Consider the following 22,516-nt stretch of genomic DNA (forward strand, 5'->3'; position numbering starts at 1 on the left):
CGCAGGTTCCGGGCGCCTACCGTCCATGAATGATGAGCATCGGTCCGGAAACCTCGCCCCGCACCACCGGCGCACACAGGGCGCACCGCGAGGCGCGCGATCGAGCGGCGGCGCGCGCGGTGGCGCAGCGCGCGCCGGCGCGCTACGAGCCGTACCTGGACGGCCTGTTCACCTACTGCATGTCCGTGCTGTGCGACCACGACGCGGCGACCGCGGCTCTCGCCGAGGTGCTCGCGCTCGCCGAGCGTCGTCGGGGACCGGACGACGCGGACGACCGCCGGGCCTGGCTCTACGCGCTGGCCCGTTGGGCTTGTCTGCGCAAGCTCGCCGAGGCCCGGCAGAAGCAGCCCGGCGCGCGTGCCTCCGGCCGCCGGTCCGCACATGGCGGTGGGGCCGAGAAGCCGCGCGCAGCGAAGACCGCCGTCCGGACCCCGGCCCTCTCCGAGGACGAGGAGCGGCAGCGGCGGCGTCAACTCGCGCTGCTCGCCTGGCCGGAGGCCGCCGGCACCACACCCGAGCAGCGCGAGGCCCTGGAGTTGGCGGTGCGGCATCAGCTCGCCGCCCACGAGGTCGCCGACGTGCTGGGGATGGACCAGGCCGCCGCGCGGGAACTGCTCGCCGCCGCGGCCTGCGAGGTGGAGCGCACCCGGGCGGCCCTCGCCGTCGTCGAGTCCGGCGCCTGCCCGAGCGTCGCCCGCCTGACCGGTGATCACCTGCTCGTCCTGAGCGCCCCCCTGCGCCGCGAGCTCGTCCGGCACGTCGACGACTGCCCCGTCTGCCGCCGCGCCGCCGAGCGCGCCGTCCCCGGCCGCTGGCCCGGCACCAGCGTCACGCCATCCGAGCTGCCCGTCCTCGAAGCGCCGCGCGCGGCCCTGGGCCTGGTGACGGCCCACCTCACGCGCGCGCGGGGCGGCGCCCCCCGCTTCGACCGGCGCGGTTTCCCCATGGACCCGAGGGACCGCGCGGCCCGCCGGGACCGGCTGCGCGCGCGTGCCGTCACCACGACCGTCGTCGCCACCGTCGTCGCCGCGCCCGTCTTCGCCCTCTGGGCCGCCTACCGGGGCGCCCCCCTCATCGGCGAGGGCAGCGACGGCCGTTCGGTCTCCGCGGGCGAGGAGCAGAGCGACGGCGACGGGACCGTCGGCGACGGCAGCGGCGACGCGTACGAGAACGCCGGCAACGCCCGGACCGAGCCCGGCGCCCGCCTGGGCAGGGGGAAGCGCGCGGCGGACGACGTGTCCGTGGAGGTCACCCAGGGCAAGGGGCGGGGCACGCTCGCCGTCGCCGCCGCGAACGACGGCGACACCACCGTCATCACCCTGAGGGCGACCGGCGACTCACCCGTCCGCTGGTCCGCCCGCACCGGCGCCGACTGGCTCTACCTCAGCCAGTCCTCGGGCACCCTGAAACCCGGCGAGTCCTCGACGGTCAAGGTGTACGTCGACCAGCTGAGCGAACCCGCCGGGTACTGGACGGCGCAGGTGTCGCTGGCTCCCTCGGGGGCCGTGGTGACGATCGAGGGCTACGGTCCGATGCCGACGCCGCCGGTCGACTCCCCGCCGACCCAGCCGGTCCCGGACCCCGGCCCGCCGAGACCCACCGTCCCGCCTCCGACCCCCGACCCGGACCCCACCCCCACCGGCCCGGCCCAGCCCGACCCGACCCCGACACCCACCGACCCGGCCCCCACGGACCCGGGCGGCCCGACGACACCGCCGGGCGACGGAGGCGGAGACCCCCCACCGGCCTCGTAGACCGGCGGGGGGAAGGGAAGCGGGAGGGGAGGGGAGGGGAGGGAAGCCGATGGTCCGCTCACGGGCCCGGCGGATTCCGCTACGCCTCCGTCGGATCCGCCGGATGCGGAGCCACCAGCGGCAGCCGGGAGGCCAGCCGCTGCTCGCACAGCTCGACCAGGCGGTCGTACCCCGCCTTGCCCATCAGCTCGGTCAGCTCCGGGCGGTACGAGACGTACACCGGGTCACCCGCGCCGTGCGCCGAGGTCGCCGAGGTGCACCACCAGTGCAGGTCGTGGCCGCCCGGGCCCCAGCCGCGGCGGTCGTACTCGCCGATCGACACCTGGAGCACCCGCGTGTCGTCGGGCCGGTCGATCCAGTCGTACGTGCGCCGGACCGGCAGCTGCCAGCAGACGTCCGGCTTGGTCTCCAGCGGCTCGCGACCCTCCTGGAGGGCCAGGATGTGCAGCGAACAGCCCGCACCCCCGGCGAAACCGGGCCGGTTCTGGAAGATGCACGACCCCTTGTACGGGCGTGTCTGACGGTCGCCGTCCTCGTCCTTGGAGACCCAGCCGGTCTTCGTGCCCACATCGTGGAACTGCCAGATCTCCGGAGTGAGCCTCGCCACATGTCCGGCGACGCGCTTCTCGTCGTCCTCGTCCGAGAAGTGGGCACCCAGGGTGCAGCACCCGTCGGCCGCGCGGCCCGCCTGGATGCCCTGGCAACCGCTGCCGAAGACACAGTTCCAGCGAGAGGTCAGCCAGGTCAGATCGCAGCGGAAGACCTGCTCGTCGTCCGCCGGATCAGGGAACTCCACCCACGCGCGCGCGAAATCGAGACCCTTCTCGTCCGGGGCGGTGGACTCCGCCGAGTCCTTCATCGACTTCGGTGGCTTGGTCGCCGCCTTCGCCCGCGAGGAGCCGCCGGCCACAGCCGCTCCCGCTGCCGACTTGTCGGCCTTTGCCTTTTTCGTCTTTGGCACCTGACCAGGGTACGGCGCCCGACGCCGGATCGAGGACGGCGCACGGCTCCGCTGGCAGTAGCGTTCCGCCCATGAGACTCGGTGTCCTCGACGTGGGATCGAACACGGTGCATCTGCTGGTGGTGGACGCACACCCGGGCGCGCGCCCGCTGCCCGCGCACTCGCACAAGGTGGAACTGCGCCTTGCCCAACTCCTCGACGAGGCCGGGGCCATCGACCCCGAAGGGGTCGACAAACTCATCGCCGTCGTCCACGAGGCGCTCCAGGCCGCCGAGGACAAGGGCGTCGAGGAACTGCTCCCGTTCGCCACCTCCGCGGTGCGCGAGGCCAGCAACGCCGACGAGGTCCTCGCCCGCGTCAAGGACGAGACCGGCGTCGAACTGCAGGTCCTCGCCGGCGCCGAGGAGGCCCGGCTGACCTTCCTCGCCGTCCGCCGCTGGTTCGGCTGGTCGGCCGGCAAGCTCCTCGTCCTCGACATCGGCGGCGGCTCCCTGGAGATCGCCTACGGCATAGACGAGGAACCCGACGCCGCCGCCTCGCTGCCCCTCGGCGCCGGCCGCCTCACCGCCGGCTGGCTCCCCGGCGACCCGCCCGCCCCCGACGACATCCGCGCCCTGCGCCGCCACGTCCGGGCGCAGATAGCCCGTACGGTCGGTGAGTTCAGCCGCTTCGGCGCCCCCGACCACGTCGTCGCCACGTCCAAGACCTTCAAGCAGCTCGCCCGCATCGGCGGTGCCGCCCGCTCCACCGACGGCCTCTACGTCCAGCGCGACCTCAAGCGCGACGCCCTCGAGACCTGGGTTCCCAAACTCGCCGGCATGACCACCGCCCAACGAGCCGCACTCCCCGGCGTCTCCGAGGGCCGCGCCAACCAGCTCCTCGCGGGCGCGCTGGTGGCGGAGGCCGCGGTGGACCTGTTCCAGGTGGAGACGCTGGAGATCTGCCCGTGGGCGCTGAGAGAGGGTGTGATCCTGCAGCGGCTGGACCACATGGGTACGGCGTCGGGCCGGTCGGTCGCGTGATCGGCTGCGGCTGAGCGGGCTTCGCGCGGTTCCTCGCGCCCCTGAAAAGCAGGGGCGCGAGGAACCGCGCGACCATCCCCCACCCACCCGTACCCACCCGTGGCCGACCTCGTCGCGTACCCCCAACGGCGCACAGGCGAGGGCCCTCACACCCGGCCGAACCCCCCACCCCGGCCCACACGACGAAACGCACCCCTTAGGCTGTCCCGCGTGGCAGACGTCGTGCGGATCCCGGATGCGAAGGTCGCCCTGTCCACGGCCTCCGTGTACCCGGAGTCGACGGCCACGGCCTTCGAGATCGCCGCGCGCCTGGGCTACGACGGTGTGGAGGTCATGGTCTGGACCGACCCGGTGAGTCAGGACCTGGAGGCCCTGCGCCGCCTCTCCGACTACCACCAGATCCCGATCCTCGCCGTACACGCCCCCTGCCTGCTGATCACCCAGCGGGTGTGGTCCACCGACCCGTGGGTCAAGCTCCAGCGCGCCCAGGCCGCCGCCGAGAAGCTCGGCGCCAGCACGGTCGTCGTGCACCCGCCGTTCCGCTGGCAGCGCCAGTACGCGCGCGACTTCGTCACCGGGATCTGGCGGATGGCGAACGAGACGGACGTACGGTTCGCCGTCGAGAACATGTACCCCTGGCGCTACCGCGACCGCGAGATGCTCGCGTACGCCCCCGACTGGGACGTGACGAAGGACGACTACCGGCACTTCACGATCGACCTCAGCCACTCCGCGACCTCCCGCACCGACGCCCTGGAGATGGTCGACCGTATGGGCGACCGTCTCGGGCATGTGCACATGGCGGACGGCAAGGGGTCGGCCAAGGATGAGCACCTCGTCCCGGGCCGCGGCAGCCAGCCCTGCGCCCAGCTGCTGGAACGTCTCGCCCTGAGCGGCTTCGACGGCCACGTCGTGATCGAGGTCAACACCCGCCGCGCCATGTCCGCCGCCGAGCGCGAGGCCGACCTGGCGGAGGCCCTCGCCTTCACCCGGCTGCACCTGGCCTCCGCCGCGCAGGTCCCCCGGCCGTGACCTCGGCCACCCCCCGCCGCCGGGGCCGGCCCTCCCGTACGGAAGCGGCCGACACGCCCGCCACCCGTGACCGCATCCTCGCCGCGGCCCGCGAGGAGTTCTCCGAGCGCGGCTACGACAAGACGTCCGTACGCGGCATCGCCAAGGCCGCCGGGGTGGACTCGGCACTCGTGCACCACTACTTCGGTACGAAGGACCAGGTGTTCGAGGCGGCCGTCACGCTCTCCTTCGCCCCGGCCATGGAGGCCCCCAAGGCCGTCGAGGAGGGCCCGCTCGACGGCGTCGGCGAGCGGCTCACCCGGTTCGTCTTCGGCGTCTGGGAGAACCCGGCCACCCGCGCGCCCCTCCTCGCGATCGTCCGCTCCGCCGTGAACAACGAGGCCGCCGCCGCCGTCTTCCGCCGCATCATCGCCACCCAGGTGCTCCGCCGGATCGCCGGCCGCCTGGACGTCCCGGACGCGGAGCTGCGCGCCGAGCTGGCAGCCGCCCAATTGGTGGGCATCGCGATGCTGCGGTACGTGATCAAGGTCGAGCCGTTGGCGTCGGCGGACCCGGAGCGGATCATCGAGAGGGTGGCCCCTGTGGTGCAGGCCCACCTGACCGCGCCCCGTTAGGGCCACGGCCGCACGGCACGACCGGCCTGCGTCGGCCCCCGTCGGCCTCCGTAGGTCCCCACCGGCCCGCAGCCGAAAACCGAGACGCCCATCCCGCATTCCGGACAAGCTGTCCAACCCCTGGAGCAACGGGCGTACGCTCGTCTCAGTCAGAAGTCTCTGATCGCAGTCTCTGAAGGAGCGAGCGCGATGCCCGAGCTGAGGTCCCGCACAGTCACCCACGGCCGCAACATGGCGGGCGCCCGCGCCCTTATGCGCGCCTCCGGTGTACCGGGCGCGGACATCGGCCGCAAGCCGATCATCGCGGTCGCCAACAGCTTCACCGAGTTCGTGCCGGGCCACACGCACCTGCAGCCCGTGGGCCGCATCGTCAGCGAGGCGATCCGCGAAGCGGGCGGCATCCCGCGCGAGTTCAACACGATCGCCGTCGACGACGGCATCGCGATGGGCCACGGCGGCATGCTCTACAGCCTCCCCTCCCGCGACCTGATCGCGGACAGCGTGGAGTACATGGTCGAGGCGCACTGCGCCGACGCCCTGATCTGCATCTCCAACTGCGACAAGATCACCCCGGGCATGCTGAACGCGGCCCTGCGGCTCAACATCCCGACCGTCTTCGTCTCCGGCGGTCCCATGGAGTCCGGCCGCGCCACGCTCGTCGACGGCACGGTCCGTACGCTCGACCTGGTCGACGCGATCTCCGACGCCGTGAACGACAAGATCTCGGACGAGGACATCCTCCGTATCGAGGAGAACGCCTGTCCGACCTGCGGCTCCTGTTCCGGCATGTTCACCGCCAACTCGATGAACTGCCTGACCGAGGCCATCGGCCTCTCCCTGCCGGGCAACGGCTCGACCCTCGCCACCCACACCGCCCGCAAGGCGCTGTACGAGGACGCCGCCCGTACGGTCATGGACATCACCCGCCGCTACTACGAGCAGGACGACGAGACGGTCCTGCCCCGCTCCATCGCGAGCTTCGCGGCCTTCGAGAACGCCATGGCCCTCGACATCGCCATGGGCGGCTCCACCAACACGATCCTGCACCTGCTGGCCGCCGCCCAGGAGGCGGGTGTCCCCTTCGGCCTCGACGAGATCAACGCGGTCTCCCGTCGTGTGCCGTGCCTCGCGAAGGTCGCGCCGAACGTCGCCAAGGACCGCACGTACTACATGGAGGACGTGCACCGCGCCGGCGGCATCCCCGCCCTGCTGGGCGAGCTGCACCGCGCGGGCCTGCTCAACGAGGACGTGAACTCCGTCCACAGCGCCTCCCTCGCCGACTGGCTGAAGACCTGGGACGTGCGCGGCGGCTCCCCGTCCCCCAAGGCCGTCGAGCTGTGGCACGCGGCCCCCGGCTGCGTCCGCTCCGCCGAGGCCTTCTCCACGTCCGAGCGCTGGGACTCCCTGGACGACGACGCCGAGGGCGGCTGCATCCGCTCCGCCGAGCACGCCTACTCCAAGGACGGCGGCCTCGCGGTGCTCAAGGGCAACCTGGCGGTCGACGGCTGCGTGGTGAAGACGGCCGGCGTCGACGAGTCGATCTGGACGTTCGAGGGCCCGGCGGTCGTCTGCGAGTCGCAGGAGGAGGCCGTCCAGAAGATCCTCATGAAGGAGATCAAGGAGGGCGACGTCGTCGTCATCCGCTACGAGGGCCCCAAGGGCGGCCCCGGCATGCAGGAGATGCTCTACCCGACCTCGTACCTGAAGGGCCGAGGCCTGGGCAAGTCCTGCGCGCTGATCACCGACGGCCGCTTCTCCGGCGGCACCTCCGGACTCTCCATCGGCCACGCCTCGCCCGAGGCGGCCGGCGGCGGCACGATCGCCCTCGTCGAGGACGGCGACCGCATCCGCATCGACATCCCGAACCGTTCGATCGAGCTGCTGGTCGACGACGCCGAGCTGGCCCGCCGCGAGCAGGCCCTGAACGGCGTCTACGCCCCGAAGAACCGGGAACGCAAGGTGTCGGCCGCGCTGAGGGCGTACGCCGCGATGGCCACCAGCGCCGACAAGGGCGCGGTGCGGGACGTCAGCTTGCTGGGCTGAGGTTCCGCGCGGAGACGGACTGCGTGGCGAGGGCCGTTCCCCGGGCGGGGGCGGCCCTCAGCCGTGCGGTTGTGCAGGCGGCCGGCCGTGCGGAGTCGCCGTCGTGCAGGCGGCCGGCTGTGCGGCCGTGGGGTCAGCCGGCCGCAGGCGTGAAGTCGGCCGCGTGCCCGCCGCGTATGCCTTGCGGCGGTGGAGTCGGCGGGCGGTGCGGCCGTGGAGTCAGCCGGCCGCAGGCGTGAAGTCGGCCGCGTGCCCGCCGCGTATGCCTTGCGGCCGTGGAGTCGGCGGGCGGTGCGGCCGTGGAGTCGGCGGGCCGTCAGGCCGTCCGGCCGCCGTGCCCGGGTGGGTCACCAGCTCGCCGGATCGGTTCCGTCCAGCCCGAGCACGGTTCCGTCGAGCGCGCCCACGCAGACGCGACCGTCGATGATCACGGGCTCGGGCAGCGCGGCGGTGACCCGGTCCGACTTCCCCAGCCGCGACGGCGTGTCCCCGCTGATCCCGCCCTTCCACACGTCCACCGCGAGCAGCCGCCCGTCGGACGAGGTGAAGTACACATGCCGGTCGTCGGCGACCGGTGCCGAACTCCGCGAGACCCCTGTCTCGGTCCGCCACAGCTGCTTGCGGGCCTCCATGTCGAGAGCCGTCAGCGCCCCGCCGACGCCGCTCAGCAGGTACACGACGTCCCCCCGCACGACCGCGCGGGCCTGTTCGAGCCGTACGGGCAGCGTGACCCGGACCGTTGCCCCGGTGCCGGGGTCGTACCGGACCACGGCGACCGTGTCGGGATAGGCGCCCCCGATCGCGGCGAGGAAGAGGACGCCGTCCTGGGCCCCCACCGGTTCCAGCCGGCCCTCCAGCCGGGTGTCCCACCGCACGTCACCCGTGTCCGGGTCCACCGCGGTGATCCGCGTCCGTGCCCCCGGCCCCGTGCCGGTGACGCTCGCCAGGTAGGCCGGCCGGTCCCCGTCGAACGACGTGAAGTACGCCTCCGGCTGCCCCGGGATCCGTCCGCTCCACTTCGTGTCGCCGGTGGCGCCGTCCACCCCGGTGACCGTCCCGTCGGCGGCGGTCAGCAGCAGCGTGCCGCCCACATATCGCTTGCCGCCGTACGCGGAGATGTCCCGCTCCCACCGCACCTCGCCGGAGTCCGGGTCGAGCGCCTGCACCCGGCTGCTCTGCTCCGTGAGGACGTGCACCAGCCCGCCCGACTCGACGGGCGGATCACCCGTGCCCACCGCACCCGCCCCGTCGACGGGGTGCCGCCACAGCACACTGCCGTCTGCCGGATCCAGCGCGGAGACCAGCCCCGGCTGCACGCACAGCACCTTCCCCGCCCCGTACGAGCACTGCGGCACACTCTTCTTCTTCGCCGCCGGCTTGGTGGCCCAGGCCTGGAGGACGGGGGCGGTGGCCGCGGCCCCACTGGCCCGCGGCGTGGCCCTGTCACCGCCTGCCTGTCCACCGTCGTCCCCCAGCACCCGCACCGAGGCGAACCCTCCACCCGCGACGAGCGCCAGCGAGGCGGCGACCAGAACGGCCCGCTTGCGCAGCCACCCGACGGAACGGCCACGGCCGCCGCTGGTACCCGTACCCGTACCCGTACCCATGCTCGGAGATGTACCCGTGCTCGGGGCGGAGCCCGTGCTTGAGGCCGAGCCAGTGCTTGAAGCTGAGCCCGCGCCCGTGCCACTGTTCGCGCCGGTCTCCCTGCCCGCGCCGGTGTCCTCGCTCGTCTCCTTGCCCGTGCCCTGATCGGCGGCCCGGCCAGGGAAAGCCCCCCAACCCGCTCCTTCCCTCTCCCGCTGGGTCGGTACGAGGGTCTGGGTGTCGTACGAGGCGGCCACGAACCGGAGTTCGTGCATCAGCTCGTCCGCCGTGGGCCGGTCCTCGGGCTCCTTGGCGAGGCAGGCGCGGACGAGCGGCGCGAGGTTCTCGGGTACGCCGGTGAGGTCCGGCTCGTCGTGGACGACCTGGTAGGCGACGACGTAGGGACTGTCGGAGTCGAACGGCCCGCGCCCGGTGGCCGCGTGCACGGTCACCGAGCCCAGGGCGAAGATGTCGGCGGCGGGCCCGACCTCCCGGGGCCGCCGGAACTGCTCGGGGGCCATGAACGGCGGGGTGCCGATCAACTTCCCGGTCTCGGTGCGCAGTTCACTGTCCTTCGGCCGCGAGATACCGAAGTCGATGACCTTGGGTCCGTCCTCGGCGAGCAGGACGTTGCTGGGCTTGAGATCCCGGTGCACCACACCGGCACGGTGGATGTCGCGCAGGGCCTCCGCGAGTCCGGCCATGAGCCGCCGCAACTGCCCGGGCGGCATGGGGCCGTTCCGCTTGACGTACTCCGCGAGGGTCGGGCCGGGTATGAAGAGGGTGGCCATCCAGGGCCGGGGGCTGTCGGTGTCGGCATCGACGACGGGCGCGGTGAAGGCACCGCTGACCTGCCGGGCGGCGGCGACCTCCTGCCGGAAACGCCCCCTGAACTCGGGGTCCTTGGCGAACTCGGCGTGCACCACCTTCACCGCGAGCCGCAGGCCGGAGGCCGAGGCGGCCAGATGGACGACGCCCATGCCACCCGAACCCAGACACGACTCCAGACGGTACTGACCGGCGTACTCAGGAAGTTCCGCTTCCGCTCCCGACCCGGTGCCCCGTTGCGGTGCCATGGGTCCACCCCCGTGCTGTTTCGGCCGCTCTCGCGACGCACGGAGCCTAGTCGATGACACGTACGGGACAGAGGCGGCTTGCTAGCCTGCACGTGCGAAAAACGCACAGGTGTGTGTGTCCTGATTCAGGGGTATCAAAGGGTCCCCATGGCTTGCCTGGGGATCAAACGGGGTTTAACGGGGTTTCAAACGGGGGGAGTTCAGCCATGTCTGTCGAGCATGTCGAAGAGATCGCGGGGGACGGCGAGGGGGAGCGGACGGCCACGGTCTCGGCCACCGCCGCGACGGTGACGGCAGCCGTTCGCTACTACTCGGTCGCTCCGGGCGTCCGCGTCAACGTCCGCAGCGGTCCGAGCACCAGCTACGGCATCGTCCGCGTCCTCGCCGAGGGCGCCAGGGTGCCGATCTACTGCCAGACCCCGGGCCAGACCATCACCGGCCCCTACGGCACCACCAACGTCTGGGACAACATCGACGACGGCCAGTACATCTCCGACGCCTACGTCTACACCGGCAGCGACGGCTACGTGGCGGGACGCTGCGGCTGACGGACGAGGGTGCGGCCGGGCGGTGCCGACGGGAGCGGCGCGCGGCACGGAGAACGTCGCGGTACCGCACGGGTACCGCGACGAAGCCGCCGGGATCCCGGGACGGCGGTCGGCATCGCCGCCAGGTATGGGGACGAGGGCGCGGTACCCCGTGAGGCCGCCTCGCGCTGCCGCCGGGTGTCACCGTGAAGTCACCTGACGCTGCTGCGTGGCGTCACTGCGGGGCCGCCTTGCACCGCCGCCGTGCGACACTGCGGAGTCGTCTGACCCGACGCTTGCTTGCACCTCGAGATCGTGTGGTGCCGCCGTGAAGCCCGTCGCGTATCGCCCGAGGCCGTGTGGTGTCGCCGTGCAGTCGTCAAATACCACCCGCGGTCGTCTGTCCCGCCCCCGATGCCGCCAGGTATCACCGCCCGCCTCCGATGCCGCCGCGAGACCGCTCCCACCCCAGCGCCATAATCGACCCGTGAGCGACGAACCGAAGAACACCCGGGCGGAGCAGGAGCCGCAGCAGCCGCAAGAGCCGCAGAAGCCGTCCCAGCTCCAGGCGCCCTCGGCGACCCAGGCGACCCCCACGGGCCCTCGCCCCGAGCCCATCCGTTTCTTCGGGACGACCTGGCTGAACCACGACGGCACCTACACGGCCCGCCGCGTGACCGTCACCGCCGGCTCGCTCGCCGCCCTGGTCGTCTCCGGCCTGGTGCTGCGCCTGGCCTACGAGGGCCTGCAACTGGCCTCGGTCGGCGGATTCGTCAGCATCCTGGTCGTCATCATGTTCGCCACCTGCAGCGCCCTGGCCTTCGGTCACACCTGGGGTTCCTTCACCCAACGCCCCGACCCGGCCCGCCAGTCCTCCCTACGAGGCCTCCTCACCATCGGCTTTCTCGGCTCCCTGACCGCCTACTTCCTCCGCTCCCTGAAGGAGGCCCCGGGCGAGTCCCTCCACCGCGGGGAATACACGACGGCCCGCCAGCAGTACGACCGCCGCACAGCCAAGCGCACACGGAACCCAGCGAAGCGGAACCGCAGCTAAGCCGCCCGAGGACACAGCGCCCCTTCAGGGGCGCGGGGAACTGCGCGAGCAACCACGACGAACCCGCACCTGGGGGTCGAAGGGGCAGAGCCCCTGGATGGGGGCACCTCCCGCTCGAGCGAAGCCGAGAGTGGGGGAGGGACGGGCAGCGGCGGCGGGGGCGGGGGCGAAGAACCCTCCCCCAACACCACCCCGCCAAGCCACCATGGTCCCCATGACCTCCTCCCACCCCCGCCCCCACCCCTCCCACACCACCCGAGCCCACTCCACCCGAGCCCACTCCTTCAACACCGCCGCAGCCCAGTACGCGGCGAACCGCCCCTCCTACCCGCCCACCCTCTTCGACACCATCGAATCCCTGGCCCCCCGCCCCCTCCCCGGCTCCCGCACCATCGACGTAGGCGCCGGCACCGGCATATCCACCACCCTCCTCCACACCCGAGGCGCCCACGTCCTCGCCGTGGAACCCGGCGCGGGCATGGCCGCCCAGTTCCGCCGCACCCACCCCCACCTCCCCCTGGTCCGAGGCGACGGCAACGCCCTCCCCGTCGCCACCGCCTCCACCGACCTCCTGACCTACGCCCAGTCCTGGCACTGGACCGACCCGACCCGCTCGGTCCCGGAAGCCCTCCGCGTACTCCGCCCCGGCGGCGCACTCGCCCTGTGGTGGAACACCGACGCCGTCGACGTCCCCTGGATCGCCGACGCCACCACCCGCATCCACCACTTCCTCGGCGTGGACCCCGACATCCCGATCGAGAAGAGCGGCTCCGGCGCGGCCGCCGCCCTCACCGACACCGCCGGCCGCCTCGACTTCACCCGCCGTCAGATCCGCTGGAGCCGCGAGGTCCCGCTCGACACCCACCTGGCCAACATCGCCAGCCACTCGGCGTTCCTGGTCCTCGGCGAAGAAGCCACCGCCGAGTTTTTCACCGAGGAACGAGCCCACCTCCGCAAGCTCTTCCCGACCGAAACCATCGAAGAGATCTACGACGTAGACCTACTCCTGGCCATCCGCCCCTGAACCGGTTCCCGGTTCCTCCTCCAGCCGCCCCCTGGCCCCACCCCCCGACATCTCCCCTCAGCCATCCCTCCCCCTCTCCACAACCGCGCCCCCGCCCGCACGCGCCCCTCCCTTCCTCTCAGCCGCCGCACACCGCCGCGCCGCCCCGTACCGAACCCGCGCCACCTCCCTTGACGAGGCACCCACCCTACGCAATATTCATCGCATGATGAATTACTCTCCGAAGGAGCCCCCACCCCAACCTCCCGCCCCCGCCGACTCCCCTCCGCTCCCCGCCATCCCCGCCATCCACGCCCAGAACCTCACCGTCACCCGAGGCCCCCGCACGGTCCTCCGCGACCTCGACTTCGCCGTCCCCCAAGGCCAGATCACCGGTCTCCTCGGCCCCTCCGGCTGCGGCAAGTCCACCCTGATGCGAGCGATCGTCGGAACCCAGGCCAAGGTCACCGGAACCCTGAACGTCCTCGGCCACCCCGCGGGCGACGCCACCCTCCGCTCCCGCATCGGCTACGTCACCCAGGCCCCCTCGGTCTACGACGACCTGACCGTCCGCCAGAACCTCGCCTACTTCGCCGCGATCCTCGACCCCGGCCGCGCCGCCGCCGACCGCCGCCACGAGCACGTCACCCGGGCCATCGCCGACGTGGACCTCGCCACCCACGCCGACGCCCTCGCCGGCAACCTCTCCGGCGGCCAACGCAGCCGCGTCTCCCTGGCGGTGGCCCTCCTCGGCGCTCCCGAGCTCCTGGTCCTCGACGAGCCCACCGTCGGCCTGGACCCAGTCCTCCGCCGCGAACTCTGGACCCTCTTCCACACCATCGCCGCCGACCGCCGGGCCACCCTCCTGATCTCCTCCCACGTCATGGACGAGGCCGAGCGCTGCCACCGCCTCCTCCTCATGCGCGCGGGCGAGATCCTCGCCGACGACACCCCCGAGGCCCTCCGCACCCGCACCCACGCGGAGACAGTCGAAGCGGCCTTCCTCCGCCTGGTCGACGAGGCCACCGCGACCACGACCGACACCACGACCCCGGCCGCGACCGACGCACACCAGAAGGAGCCGGCGCGATGACCGCGACACCGAACGCAGACACGCCAACAGAGCAGAAGAACCAGACGAGGCCGAAGACAAAGGCGGGGAAGGCAAGGACAGGGAAGGCAAGGACAGGGAAGACAAGGACAGGGAAGACAAGGACAGGGGAGCCCGCCACCCTCGCGGCCGCCCACGCCCACGCCCACGCCCACCCCCGGCCCCTCAGCTACTCCCGCACGACCGCCACCGCAGCCCGAGTCCTACGCCAACTCGGCCACGACCCCCGCACGATCGCCCTGCTGATCCTCATCCCGTGCGTGATGCTGTTCCTGCTGCGCTACGTCTTCGACGGCAGCCCACGCGTCTTCGACTCCATCGGCGCCTCGCTCCTCGGCATCTTCCCGCTGATCACGATGTTCCTGGTCACCTCGATCGCGACCCTGCGCGAACGCACCTCCGGCACCCTGGAACGCCTCCTCTCCATGCCCCTCGGCAAGGGAGACCTCATCGCCGGCTACGCCCTGGCCTTCGGCACCCTGGCGATCATCCAGTCCGCCCTCGCCACGGGTCTCGCCGTCTGGTTCCTGGACCTGGACGTCACCGGCTCACCCTGGCTCCTCCTGATCGTCGCCCTCCTCGACGCCCTGCTGGGAACCGCCCTCGGCCTCTTCGTCTCGGCCTTCGCCGCCTCCGAATACCAGGCCGTCCAGTTCATGCCGGCCGTGATCTTCCCCCAGCTCCTCCTCTGCGGCCTGTTCACCCCCCGCCCCGACATGCACCCCGCTCTGGAAGCCGTCTCCGACGTCCTCCCCATGTCCTACGCCGTCGACGGTATGAACGAAGTCCTCCTCCACACCGACATGACCGCCGACTTCGTACGCGACATCGCGATCGTCGCCGGCTGCGCCCTTCTGGTCCTGACCCTGGGAGCGGCCACCCTGCGGCGCCGGACGACCTAGCCCCACCCTCGGGCACCCGTCCATCCCCGGCGTTCCGCCCACCGGACACCAAAGCCACACCCCCACCCCCAATGCGAGGATGACCCCAGGACGACGCACCCCGGAGGGCACCCGCACATGAGCCAGAAAGTCGCAGTCCTCGGCACCGGCAAGATCGGCGAGGCCCTGCTCAGCGGCATGATCCGAGCGGGCTGGGCGCCCGCGGACCTCCTGGTCACCGCCCGCCGCCCCGAACGCGCCGAAGAGCTCCGCACCCGCTACGGCGTCACCCCGGTCACCAACGCCGAGGCCGCGAAGACCGCCGACACGCTCATCCTCACCGTCAAGCCCCAGGACATGGCCACCCTCCTGGACGAACTCGCCCCGCACACCCCCGCCGACCGCCTGGTCGTCAGCGGCGCGGCGGGCATCCCCACCTCCTTCTTCGAGGAGCGCCTGGCCGCAGGCACCCCCGTCGTCCGCGTTATGACGAACACCCCTGCCCTCGTCGACGAGGCCATGTCCGTCATCTCCGCCGGCAGCCACGCGAGCGAGGCCGATCTCGCGCACGCCGAAGAGATCTTCGGCGCCGTCGGCAAGACACTCCGCGTCCCCGAATCCCAGCAGGACGCCTGCACCGCCCTCTCCGGCTCCGGCCCGGCGTACTTCTTCTACCTGGTCGAGGCCATGACCGACGCGGGCATCCTCCTCGGCCTGCCCAGGGACAAGGCCCACGACCTCATCGTCCAGTCCGCCATCGGCGCGGCCACGATGCTCCGCGACAGCGGCGAACACCCCGTCAAGCTCCGCGAGAACGTCACCTCTCCCGCCGGCACGACGATCAGTGCCATCCGCGAACTCGAGAACCACGGGGTACGCGCCGCACTGATCGCCGCCCTGGAGGCCGCCCGCGACCGCAGCCGCGAACTGGCCTCCGGCAACAACTGACGCCGCCCGCGGTCAACCGGCCAGAAGACCGATCGCCCGATACGCCTCATCCACCCTCGGTCGAGCCATCTCTCTGGCCTTCTCCGCACCCGACCGCAGCACCCCCTCCACATACGCAGGATCCGCGCACAACTCCTTGTGCCTCTCCTGTACGGGTCTGAGGAGCTCGACCACGGCCTCTGCGGTGTCCTTCTTCAGTGCTCCGTACGATTCATATACACCGCTCAGGTCCTCGGGGTTCCCACCCTCACAGGCCGCGAGGATCTCCAACAGGTTCGCAAGCCCCGGCCGCTCCTCCCGGTCGTAGACGACGTCCCGCCCGCTGTCGGTCACGGCCCGCATGACCTTCCTCCGCACCACATCCGGTTCGTCCAGCAGATAGACGATCCCCGGCCCGACGTCGTCGGTCTTCCCCATCTTCGACGTCGGGTCCTGCAGGTTCATCACCCGCGCCCCGACCTTCGGAGGAGTGGCCCGAGGCACCACGAACGTGTGCCCGTACCTCTGGTTGAACCGCACCGCCAGATCCCGAGTCAGCTCCACATGCTGTGTCTGGTCGTCCCCGACGGGCACCTCGTCGGTCCCGTACGCCAGGATGTCCGCCGCCATCAGCACGGGATACGTCAGCAGCGACAGCCGGACACTCCCACCCCGCTCCCGCTCCCGCGCGGCTTTCTCCCGGTACTGGATCATCCGCCGCATCTCGCCGTCCGTGGCCACGCACTCCAGCAGATACGACAACCGCGCGTGCTCATCCACATGGCTCTGTACGAAGACGGTGCACAGCTCCGGATCCAGCCCCGACGCCAACAACAGGGTCGCCGCCTGCCGACTGAGCCTGCGCACCCGCGCCGGATCGTGGTCCACGGTCAGCGCGTGCAGATCCACGACGCAGAACAACGCGTCCGTCCGGTGCTGGTCGACCTCGGCCCACCGCCGCACGGCCCCCAGGTAGTTCCCCAGCGTCAGATGCCCCGTCGGCTTGACCCCGCTGAAGACCCGTGTCATCTCTCCACCTCCTGCTCAGGACCGCCGCCACCGGCCGGCCGCCCCTCAGGAGGGAGAAACGAGAACGGCCGCCGGGGCGGCGGCCGTCGAGTGCATACGTGAGCACGGCCGCCGTCAGGCGGCCCACCACTGCTGGTGACACGTACGCGTAGTCATGGGGGCCAGGCTACGCCGCGGGCAGACCGGCCGACAGCGAGTTGACACACCCCGGGCCCATACGTAGTGTTCTCCGGGTTGTCCGACGTGAGCGCCGACCTCGGTCGGTCCCCGGACAGCCATTCGCAGGTAACCACCAACAACCGACGATCCGTCGTCGTGCCCTTGGCATGTGTATTTGCGAAATGAGGAATCCGTGTTCGAAAGGGCGCGGCCCCCGATTAGCTCGGGAGCCGGGAATCCGCTAAAGTCTCACTCGTCGGAACGGCCCAACAGCCGCGAAGACAACTCCCGCTGACTGGGAATCAGGCCCGAAAGGATCTGATAGAGTCGGAACCGCCGGAAAGGGAAACGCGGAAGCGGAAACCTGGAAAGCACCGAGGAAATCGGATCGGAAAACGATCTGATAGAGTCGGAAACGCAAGACCGAAGGGAAACTGCCCGGAGGAAAGCCCGAGAGTAGCTTGGGTGAGTACAAAGGAAGCGTCCGTTCCTTGAGAACTCAACAGCGTGCCAAAAATCAACGCCAGATATGTTGATACCCCGTTCCCGGCCGGTTATCGGTTGGGGCGAGGTTCCTTTGAAGTAAAACACAGCGAGGACGCTGTGAACGGTCGGGCTTATTCCGCCTGACTGTTCCGCTCTCGTGGTGTCGACCCGCGCTTTTCATTAAGCACAGTCGGGAAAACATTCACGGAGAGTTTGATCCTGGCTCAGGACGAACGCTGGCGGCGTGCTTAACACATGCAAGTCGAACGATGAACCACTTCGGTGGGGATTAGTGGCGAACGGGTGAGTAACACGTGGGCAATCTGCCCTTCACTCTGGGACAAGCCCTGGAAACGGGGTCTAATACCGGATACAACACTCTCGGGCATCCGATGAGTGTGGAAAGCTCCGGCGGTGAAGGATGAGCCCGCGGCCTATCAGCTTGTTGGTGAGGTAACGGCTCACCAAGGCGACGACGGGTAGCCGGCCTGAGAGGGCGACCGGCCACACTGGGACTGAGACACGGCCCAGACTCCTACGGGAGGCAGCAGTGGGGAATATTGCACAATGGGCGAAAGCCTGATGCAGCGACGCCGCGTGAGGGATGACGGCCTTCGGGTTGTAAACCTCTTTCAGCAGGGAAGAAGCGAAAGTGACGGTACCTGCAGAAGAAGCGCCGGCTAACTACGTGCCAGCAGCCGCGGTAATACGTAGGGCGCGAGCGTTGTCCGGAATTATTGGGCGTAAAGAGCTCGTAGGCGGTCTGTCGCGTCGGATGTGAAAGCCCGGGGCTTAACCCCGGGTCTGCATTCGATACGGGCAGACTAGAGTGTGGTAGGGGAGATCGGAATTCCTGGTGTAGCGGTGAAATGCGCAGATATCAGGAGGAACACCGGTGGCGAAGGCGGATCTCTGGGCCATTACTGACGCTGAGGAGCGAAAGCGTGGGGAGCGAACAGGATTAGATACCCTGGTAGTCCACGCCGTAAACGGTGGGAACTAGGTGTTGGCGACATTCCACGTCGTCGGTGCCGCAGCTAACGCATTAAGTTCCCCGCCTGGGGAGTACGGCCGCAAGGCTAAAACTCAAAGGAATTGACGGGGGCCCGCACAAGCAGCGGAGCATGTGGCTTAATTCGACGCAACGCGAAGAACCTTACCAAGGCTTGACATACACCGGAAACGGCCAGAGATGGTCGCCCCCTTGTGGTCGGTGTACAGGTGGTGCATGGCTGTCGTCAGCTCGTGTCGTGAGATGTTGGGTTAAGTCCCGCAACGAGCGCAACCCTTGTTCTGTGTTGCCAGCATGCCCTTCGGGGTGATGGGGACTCACAGGAGACTGCCGGGGTCAACTCGGAGGAAGGTGGGGACGACGTCAAGTCATCATGCCCCTTATGTCTTGGGCTGCACACGTGCTACAATGGCAGGTACAATGAGCTGCGAAGCCGTGAGGCGGAGCGAATCTCAAAAAGCCTGTCTCAGTTCGGATTGGGGTCTGCAACTCGACCCCATGAAGTCGGAGTTGCTAGTAATCGCAGATCAGCATTGCTGCGGTGAATACGTTCCCGGGCCTTGTACACACCGCCCGTCACGTCACGAAAGTCGGTAACACCCGAAGCCGGTGGCCCAACCCCTTGTGGGAGGGAGCTGTCGAAGGTGGGACTGGCGATTGGGACGAAGTCGTAACAAGGTAGCCGTACCGGAAGGTGCGGCTGGATCACCTCCTTTCTAAGGAGCATCTAGGTCTCGCAAGAGATCCAGAGCCACTACGCAGGCAAATGTTCTGCGGTGGTCAGCTCAAGGGTGGAACGTTGATTATTCGACCGGTTCACGGGTCGGAGGCTGTGAGTACTGTCCGCAAGGGCGTGGAAAGCATGATCTCCGGACGTCGATCCGGTCGGGCACGCTGTTGGGTGTCTGAGGGTATGGCCGTTCAGGTCGCCTTCAGTGCCGGCCCCAGTGAACTCCGGTGGTTACCGGGGGTGATGGGTGGTTGGTCGTTGTTTGAGAACTGCACAGTGGACGCGAGCATCTGTGGCCAAGTTTTTAAGGGCGCACGGTGGATGCCTTGGCACCAGGAACCGATGAAGGACGTGGGAGGCCACGATAGGCCCCGGGGAGTCGTCAACCAGGCTTTGATCCGGGGGTGTCCGAATGGGGAAACCCGGCAGTCGTCATGGGCTGTCACCCTTGCCTGAACACATAGGGCAAGTGGAGGGAACGCGGGGAAGTGAAACATCTCAGTACCCGCAGGAAGAGAAAACAACCGTGATTCCGGGAGTAGTGGCGAGCGAAACCGGATGAGGCCAAACCGTATGCGTGTGAGACCCGGCAGGGGTTGCGTATACGGGGTTGTGGGATCTCTCTTGATCAGTCTGCCGGCTGGTCGGCGAGTCAGAAACCGTATGGGTAGGCGAAGGACATGCGAAAGGTCCGGCGTAGAGGGTAAGACCCCCGTAGCTGAAATCTGTACGGCTCGTTTGAGAGACACCCAAGTAGCACGGGGCCCGAGAAATCCCGTGTGAATCTGGCGGGACCACCCGCTAAGCCTAAATATTCCCTGGTGACCGATAGCGGATAGTACCGTGAGGGAATGGTGAAAAGTACCGCGGGAGCGGAGTGAAATAGTACCTGAAACCGTGTGCCTACAAGCCGTGGGAGCGTCGGATATGTGCTTGCACATGTCTCGTGACTGCGTGCCTTTTGAAGAATGAGCCTGCGAGTTTGCGGTGTGTTGCGAGGTTAACCCGGGTGGGGTAGCCGTAGCGAAAGCGAGTCCGAACAGGGCGACTTTAGTAGCACGCTCAAGACCCGAAGCGGAGTGATCTAGCCATGGGCAGGTTGAAGCGGAGGTAAGACTTCGTGGAGGACCGAACCCACCAGGGTTGAAAACCTGGGGGATGACCTGTGGTTAGGGGTGAAAGGCCAATCAAACTCCGTGATAGCTGGTTCTCCCCGAAATGCATTTAGGTGCAGCGTCGTGTGTTTCTTGCCGGAGGTAGAGCACTGGATAGGCGATGGGCCCTACCGGGTTACTGACCTTAGCCAAACTCCGAATGCCGGTAAGTGAGAGCGCGGCAGTGAGACTGTGGGGGATAAGCTCCATGGTCGAGAGGGAAACAGCCCAGAGCATCGACTAAGGCCCCTAAGCGTACGCTAAGTGGGAAAGGATGTGGAGTCGCACAGACAACCAGGAGGTTGGCTTAGAAGCAGCCACCCTTGAAAGAGTGCGTAATAGCTCACTGGTCTAGTGATTCCGCGCCGACAATGTAGCGGGGCTCAAGCGTACCGCCGAAGTCGTGTCATTCCAGCACATACCCCCAACGGGGGCTGGGATGGGTAGGGGAGCGTCGTGTGCCGGGTGAAGCAGCCGCGGAAGCGAGTTGTGGACGGTTCACGAGTGAGAATGCAGGCATGAGTAGCGATACACACGTGAGAAACGTGTGCGCCGATTGACCAAGGGTTCCTGGGTCAAGCTGATCTGCCCAGGGTAAGTCGGGACCTAAGGCGAGGCCGACAGGCGTAGTCGATGGATAACCGGTTGATATTCCGGTACCCGCTGTGAAGCGTCAAACATTGAACCAGGCGATGCTAAGTCCGTGAAGCCGTCCCGGACCCTTCGGGGAAAGGGAAGTGGTGGAGCCGACGGACCAGACTTGCAGTAGGTGAGTGATGGGGTGACGCAGGAAGGTAGTCCATCCCGGGCGGTGGTTGTCCCGGGGTAAGGGTGTAGGACGTCAGGTAGGTAAATCCGCCTGGCAATAGTCTGAGACCTGATGCCGAGCCGATTGTGGTGAAGTGGATGATCCTATGCTGTCGAGAAAAGCCTCTAGCGAGTTTCATGGCGGCCCGTACCCTAAACCGACTCAGGTGGTCTGGTAGAGAATACCGAGGCGTTCGGGTGAACTATGGTTAAGGAACTCGGCAAAATGCCCCCGTAACTTCGGGAGAAGGGGGGCCATCACTGGTGAGAGGACGTGCTCCTCGAGCTGGGGGTGGCCGCAGAGACCAGCGAGAAGCGACTGTTTACTAAAAACACAGGTCCGTGCGAAGCCGTAAGGCGATGTATACGGACTGACGCCTGCCCGGTGCTGGAACGTTAAGGGGACCGGTTAGTCACTCTTCGGGGTGGCGAAGCTGAGAACTTAAGCGCCAGTAAACGGCGGTGGTAACTATAACCATCCTAAGGTAGCGAAATTCCTTGTCGGGTAAGTTCCGACCTGCACGAATGGCGTAACGACTTCTCGACTGTCTCAACCATAGGCCCGGTGAAATTGCACTACGAGTAAAGATGCTCGTTTCGCGCAGCAGGACGGAAAGACCCCGGGACCTTTACTACAGTTTGATATTGGTGTTCGGTTCGGCTTGTGTAGGATAGCTGGGAGACTGTGAACTCTGGACGCCAGTTCAGGGGGAGTCGTCGTTGAAATACCAGTCTGGTCGTGCTGGATGTCTAACCTGGGTCCGTGATCCGGATCAGGGACAGTGTCTGATGGGTAGTTTAACTGGGGCGGTTGCCTCCCAAAGGGTAACGGAGGCGCCCAAAGGTTCCCTCAGCCTGGTTGGCAATCAGGTGTTGAGTGTAAGTGCACAAGGGAGCTTGACTGTGAGACCGACGGGTCGAGCAGGGACGAAAGTCGGGACTAGTGATCCGGCGGTGGCTTGTGGAAGCGCCGTCGCTCAACGGATAAAAGGTACCCCGGGGATAACAGGCTGATCTTCCCCAAGAGTCCATATCGACGGGATGGTTTGGCACCTCGATGTCGGCTCGTCGCATCCTGGGGCTGGAGTCGGTCCCAAGGGTTGGGCTGTTCGCCCATTAAAGCGGTACGCGAGCTGGGTTTAGAACGTCGTGAGACAGTTCGGTCCCTATCCGCTGCGCGCGCAGGAATATTGAGAAGGGCTGTCCCTAGTACGAGAGGACCGGGACGGACGAACCTCTGGTGTGCCAGTTGTTCTGCCAAGGGCATGGCTGGTTGGCTACGTTCGGGAGGGATAACCGCTGAAAGCATCTAAGCGGGAAGCCTGCTTCGAGATGAGTATTCCCACCCACTTGATGGGGTAAGGCTCCCAGTAGACGACTGGGTTGATAGGCCAGATATGGAAGCCCGGTAACGGGTGGAGTTGACTGGTACTAATAGGCCGAGGGCTTGTCCTCAGTTGCTCGCGTCCACTGTGTTGGTTCTGAAACCACGAACAACCCCATTCCCTTGTTTGGTCACGGGGGATGGTGCGGTTGAGTGTTTCATA

14 protein-coding genes and 2 rRNA genes are annotated in these 22,516 nt (G+C 68.3%); 13 read left to right on the top strand and 3 right to left on the bottom strand.

Annotated features, from left to right (window positions below):
* The first annotated feature begins 29 nt into the window (after positions 1-29).
* The gene (locus OG202_RS28440; protein WP_328223800.1) at positions 30-1,754 is read left to right on the top strand and encodes a BACON domain-containing protein; all 1,725 of its coding nucleotides are present in this window, start codon (positions 30-32) and stop codon (positions 1,752-1,754) included.
* A 79-nt stretch (positions 1,755-1,833) separates the two neighbouring features.
* Here OG202_RS28440 and OG202_RS28445 read toward each other — a convergent pair whose 3' ends face one another.
* A complete protein-coding gene (locus tag OG202_RS28445; RefSeq protein ID WP_327728324.1) occupies positions 1,834-2,715 on the bottom strand; it encodes a hypothetical protein in 882 nt (293 codons plus the stop codon).
* A 71-nt stretch (positions 2,716-2,786) separates the two neighbouring features.
* Between OG202_RS28445 and OG202_RS28450 the strand changes: the two genes are divergently transcribed.
* The 4 genes from OG202_RS28450 to ilvD all read left to right on the top strand — a co-directional run bounded on the left by OG202_RS28450 (position 2,787) and on the right by ilvD (position 7,426).
* The gene (locus OG202_RS28450; RefSeq protein WP_326579295.1) at positions 2,787-3,737 is read left to right on the top strand and encodes a Ppx/GppA phosphatase family protein; all 951 of its coding nucleotides are present in this window, start codon (positions 2,787-2,789) and stop codon (positions 3,735-3,737) included.
* Between the two features lie 210 nt (positions 3,738-3,947).
* On the top strand, positions 3,948-4,769 hold the full coding sequence (locus OG202_RS28455; protein WP_326579293.1) for a sugar phosphate isomerase/epimerase family protein: 822 nt from the start codon (positions 3,948-3,950) through the stop codon (positions 4,767-4,769).
* Complete coding sequence (locus OG202_RS28460) at positions 4,766-5,383, top strand: TetR/AcrR family transcriptional regulator (protein WP_326579291.1); 618 nt, start codon at positions 4,766-4,768, stop codon at positions 5,381-5,383. The genes OG202_RS28455 and OG202_RS28460 overlap by 4 nt, the downstream gene beginning before the upstream one ends.
* A gap of 189 nt (positions 5,384-5,572) precedes the next feature.
* The gene (gene ilvD, locus OG202_RS28465; RefSeq protein ID WP_326579289.1) at positions 5,573-7,426 is read left to right on the top strand and encodes a dihydroxy-acid dehydratase; all 1,854 of its coding nucleotides are present in this window, start codon (positions 5,573-5,575) and stop codon (positions 7,424-7,426) included.
* A 347-nt stretch (positions 7,427-7,773) separates the two neighbouring features.
* Here the strand turns inward: ilvD and OG202_RS28470 are convergent, their stop codons facing one another.
* Positions 7,774-10,089 carry a protein kinase domain-containing protein gene (locus OG202_RS28470; protein ID WP_328223801.1) on the bottom strand — a complete coding sequence of 772 codons (2,316 nt, stop codon included), beginning with the start codon at positions 10,087-10,089 and terminating at the stop codon, positions 7,774-7,776.
* A gap of 206 nt (positions 10,090-10,295) precedes the next feature.
* Here OG202_RS28470 and OG202_RS28475 point away from each other — a divergent pair, with 206 nt between their 5' ends.
* The 6 genes from OG202_RS28475 to proC all read left to right on the top strand — a co-directional run bounded on the left by OG202_RS28475 (position 10,296) and on the right by proC (position 15,613).
* Positions 10,296-10,637 (top strand): SH3 domain-containing protein, encoded by a 342-nt coding sequence (locus OG202_RS28475; protein ID WP_326579285.1) that lies wholly within the window; start codon positions 10,296-10,298, stop codon positions 10,635-10,637.
* A gap of 466 nt (positions 10,638-11,103) precedes the next feature.
* Positions 11,104-11,670: an EamA/RhaT family transporter gene (locus OG202_RS28480; protein WP_327728322.1), complete on the top strand. Its 567-nt coding sequence runs from the start codon at positions 11,104-11,106 to the stop codon at positions 11,668-11,670.
* Positions 11,671-11,884: 214 nt separating this feature from the next.
* Positions 11,885-12,694: a class I SAM-dependent methyltransferase gene (locus OG202_RS28485; protein WP_326579281.1), complete on the top strand. Its 810-nt coding sequence runs from the start codon at positions 11,885-11,887 to the stop codon at positions 12,692-12,694.
* Positions 12,695-12,899: 205 nt separating this feature from the next.
* Positions 12,900-13,766 (top strand): ABC transporter ATP-binding protein, encoded by an 867-nt coding sequence (locus tag OG202_RS28490; protein ID WP_328223802.1) that lies wholly within the window; start codon positions 12,900-12,902, stop codon positions 13,764-13,766.
* Complete coding sequence (locus OG202_RS28495; RefSeq protein WP_328223803.1) at positions 13,763-14,686, top strand: ABC transporter permease; 924 nt, start codon at positions 13,763-13,765, stop codon at positions 14,684-14,686. The genes OG202_RS28490 and OG202_RS28495 overlap by 4 nt, the downstream gene beginning before the upstream one ends.
* Before the next feature lie 117 nt (positions 14,687-14,803).
* Positions 14,804-15,613 (top strand): pyrroline-5-carboxylate reductase, encoded by an 810-nt coding sequence (gene proC / locus OG202_RS28500; RefSeq protein WP_326579275.1) that lies wholly within the window; start codon positions 14,804-14,806, stop codon positions 15,611-15,613.
* Positions 15,614-15,625: 12 nt separating this feature from the next.
* On the opposite strand, the gene trpS is transcribed toward proC, so the two are convergent.
* Positions 15,626-16,621, bottom strand: a complete 996-nt coding sequence (trpS, locus tag OG202_RS28505) for a tryptophan--tRNA ligase (protein ID WP_326579273.1) — start codon at positions 16,619-16,621, stop codon at positions 15,626-15,628.
* Positions 16,622-17,467: 846 nt separating this feature from the next.
* Here trpS and OG202_RS28510 point away from each other — a divergent pair.
* Together OG202_RS28510 and OG202_RS28515 are read left to right on the top strand one after the other, a co-directional pair.
* Positions 17,468-18,994 (top strand): 16S ribosomal RNA (locus OG202_RS28510).
* 308 nt (positions 18,995-19,302) lie between these two features.
* Positions 19,303-22,424: ribosomal RNA gene (locus tag OG202_RS28515) — 23S ribosomal RNA — on the top strand.
* Together the 16S and 23S rRNA genes form the textbook arrangement of a ribosomal RNA operon.
* Positions 22,425-22,516 lie beyond the last annotated feature (92 nt).

This window comes from Streptomyces sp. NBC_00310, from assembly GCF_036208085.1.
In the GTDB taxonomy this organism is placed as follows: Bacteria; Actinomycetota; Actinomycetes; order Streptomycetales; family Streptomycetaceae; genus Streptomyces.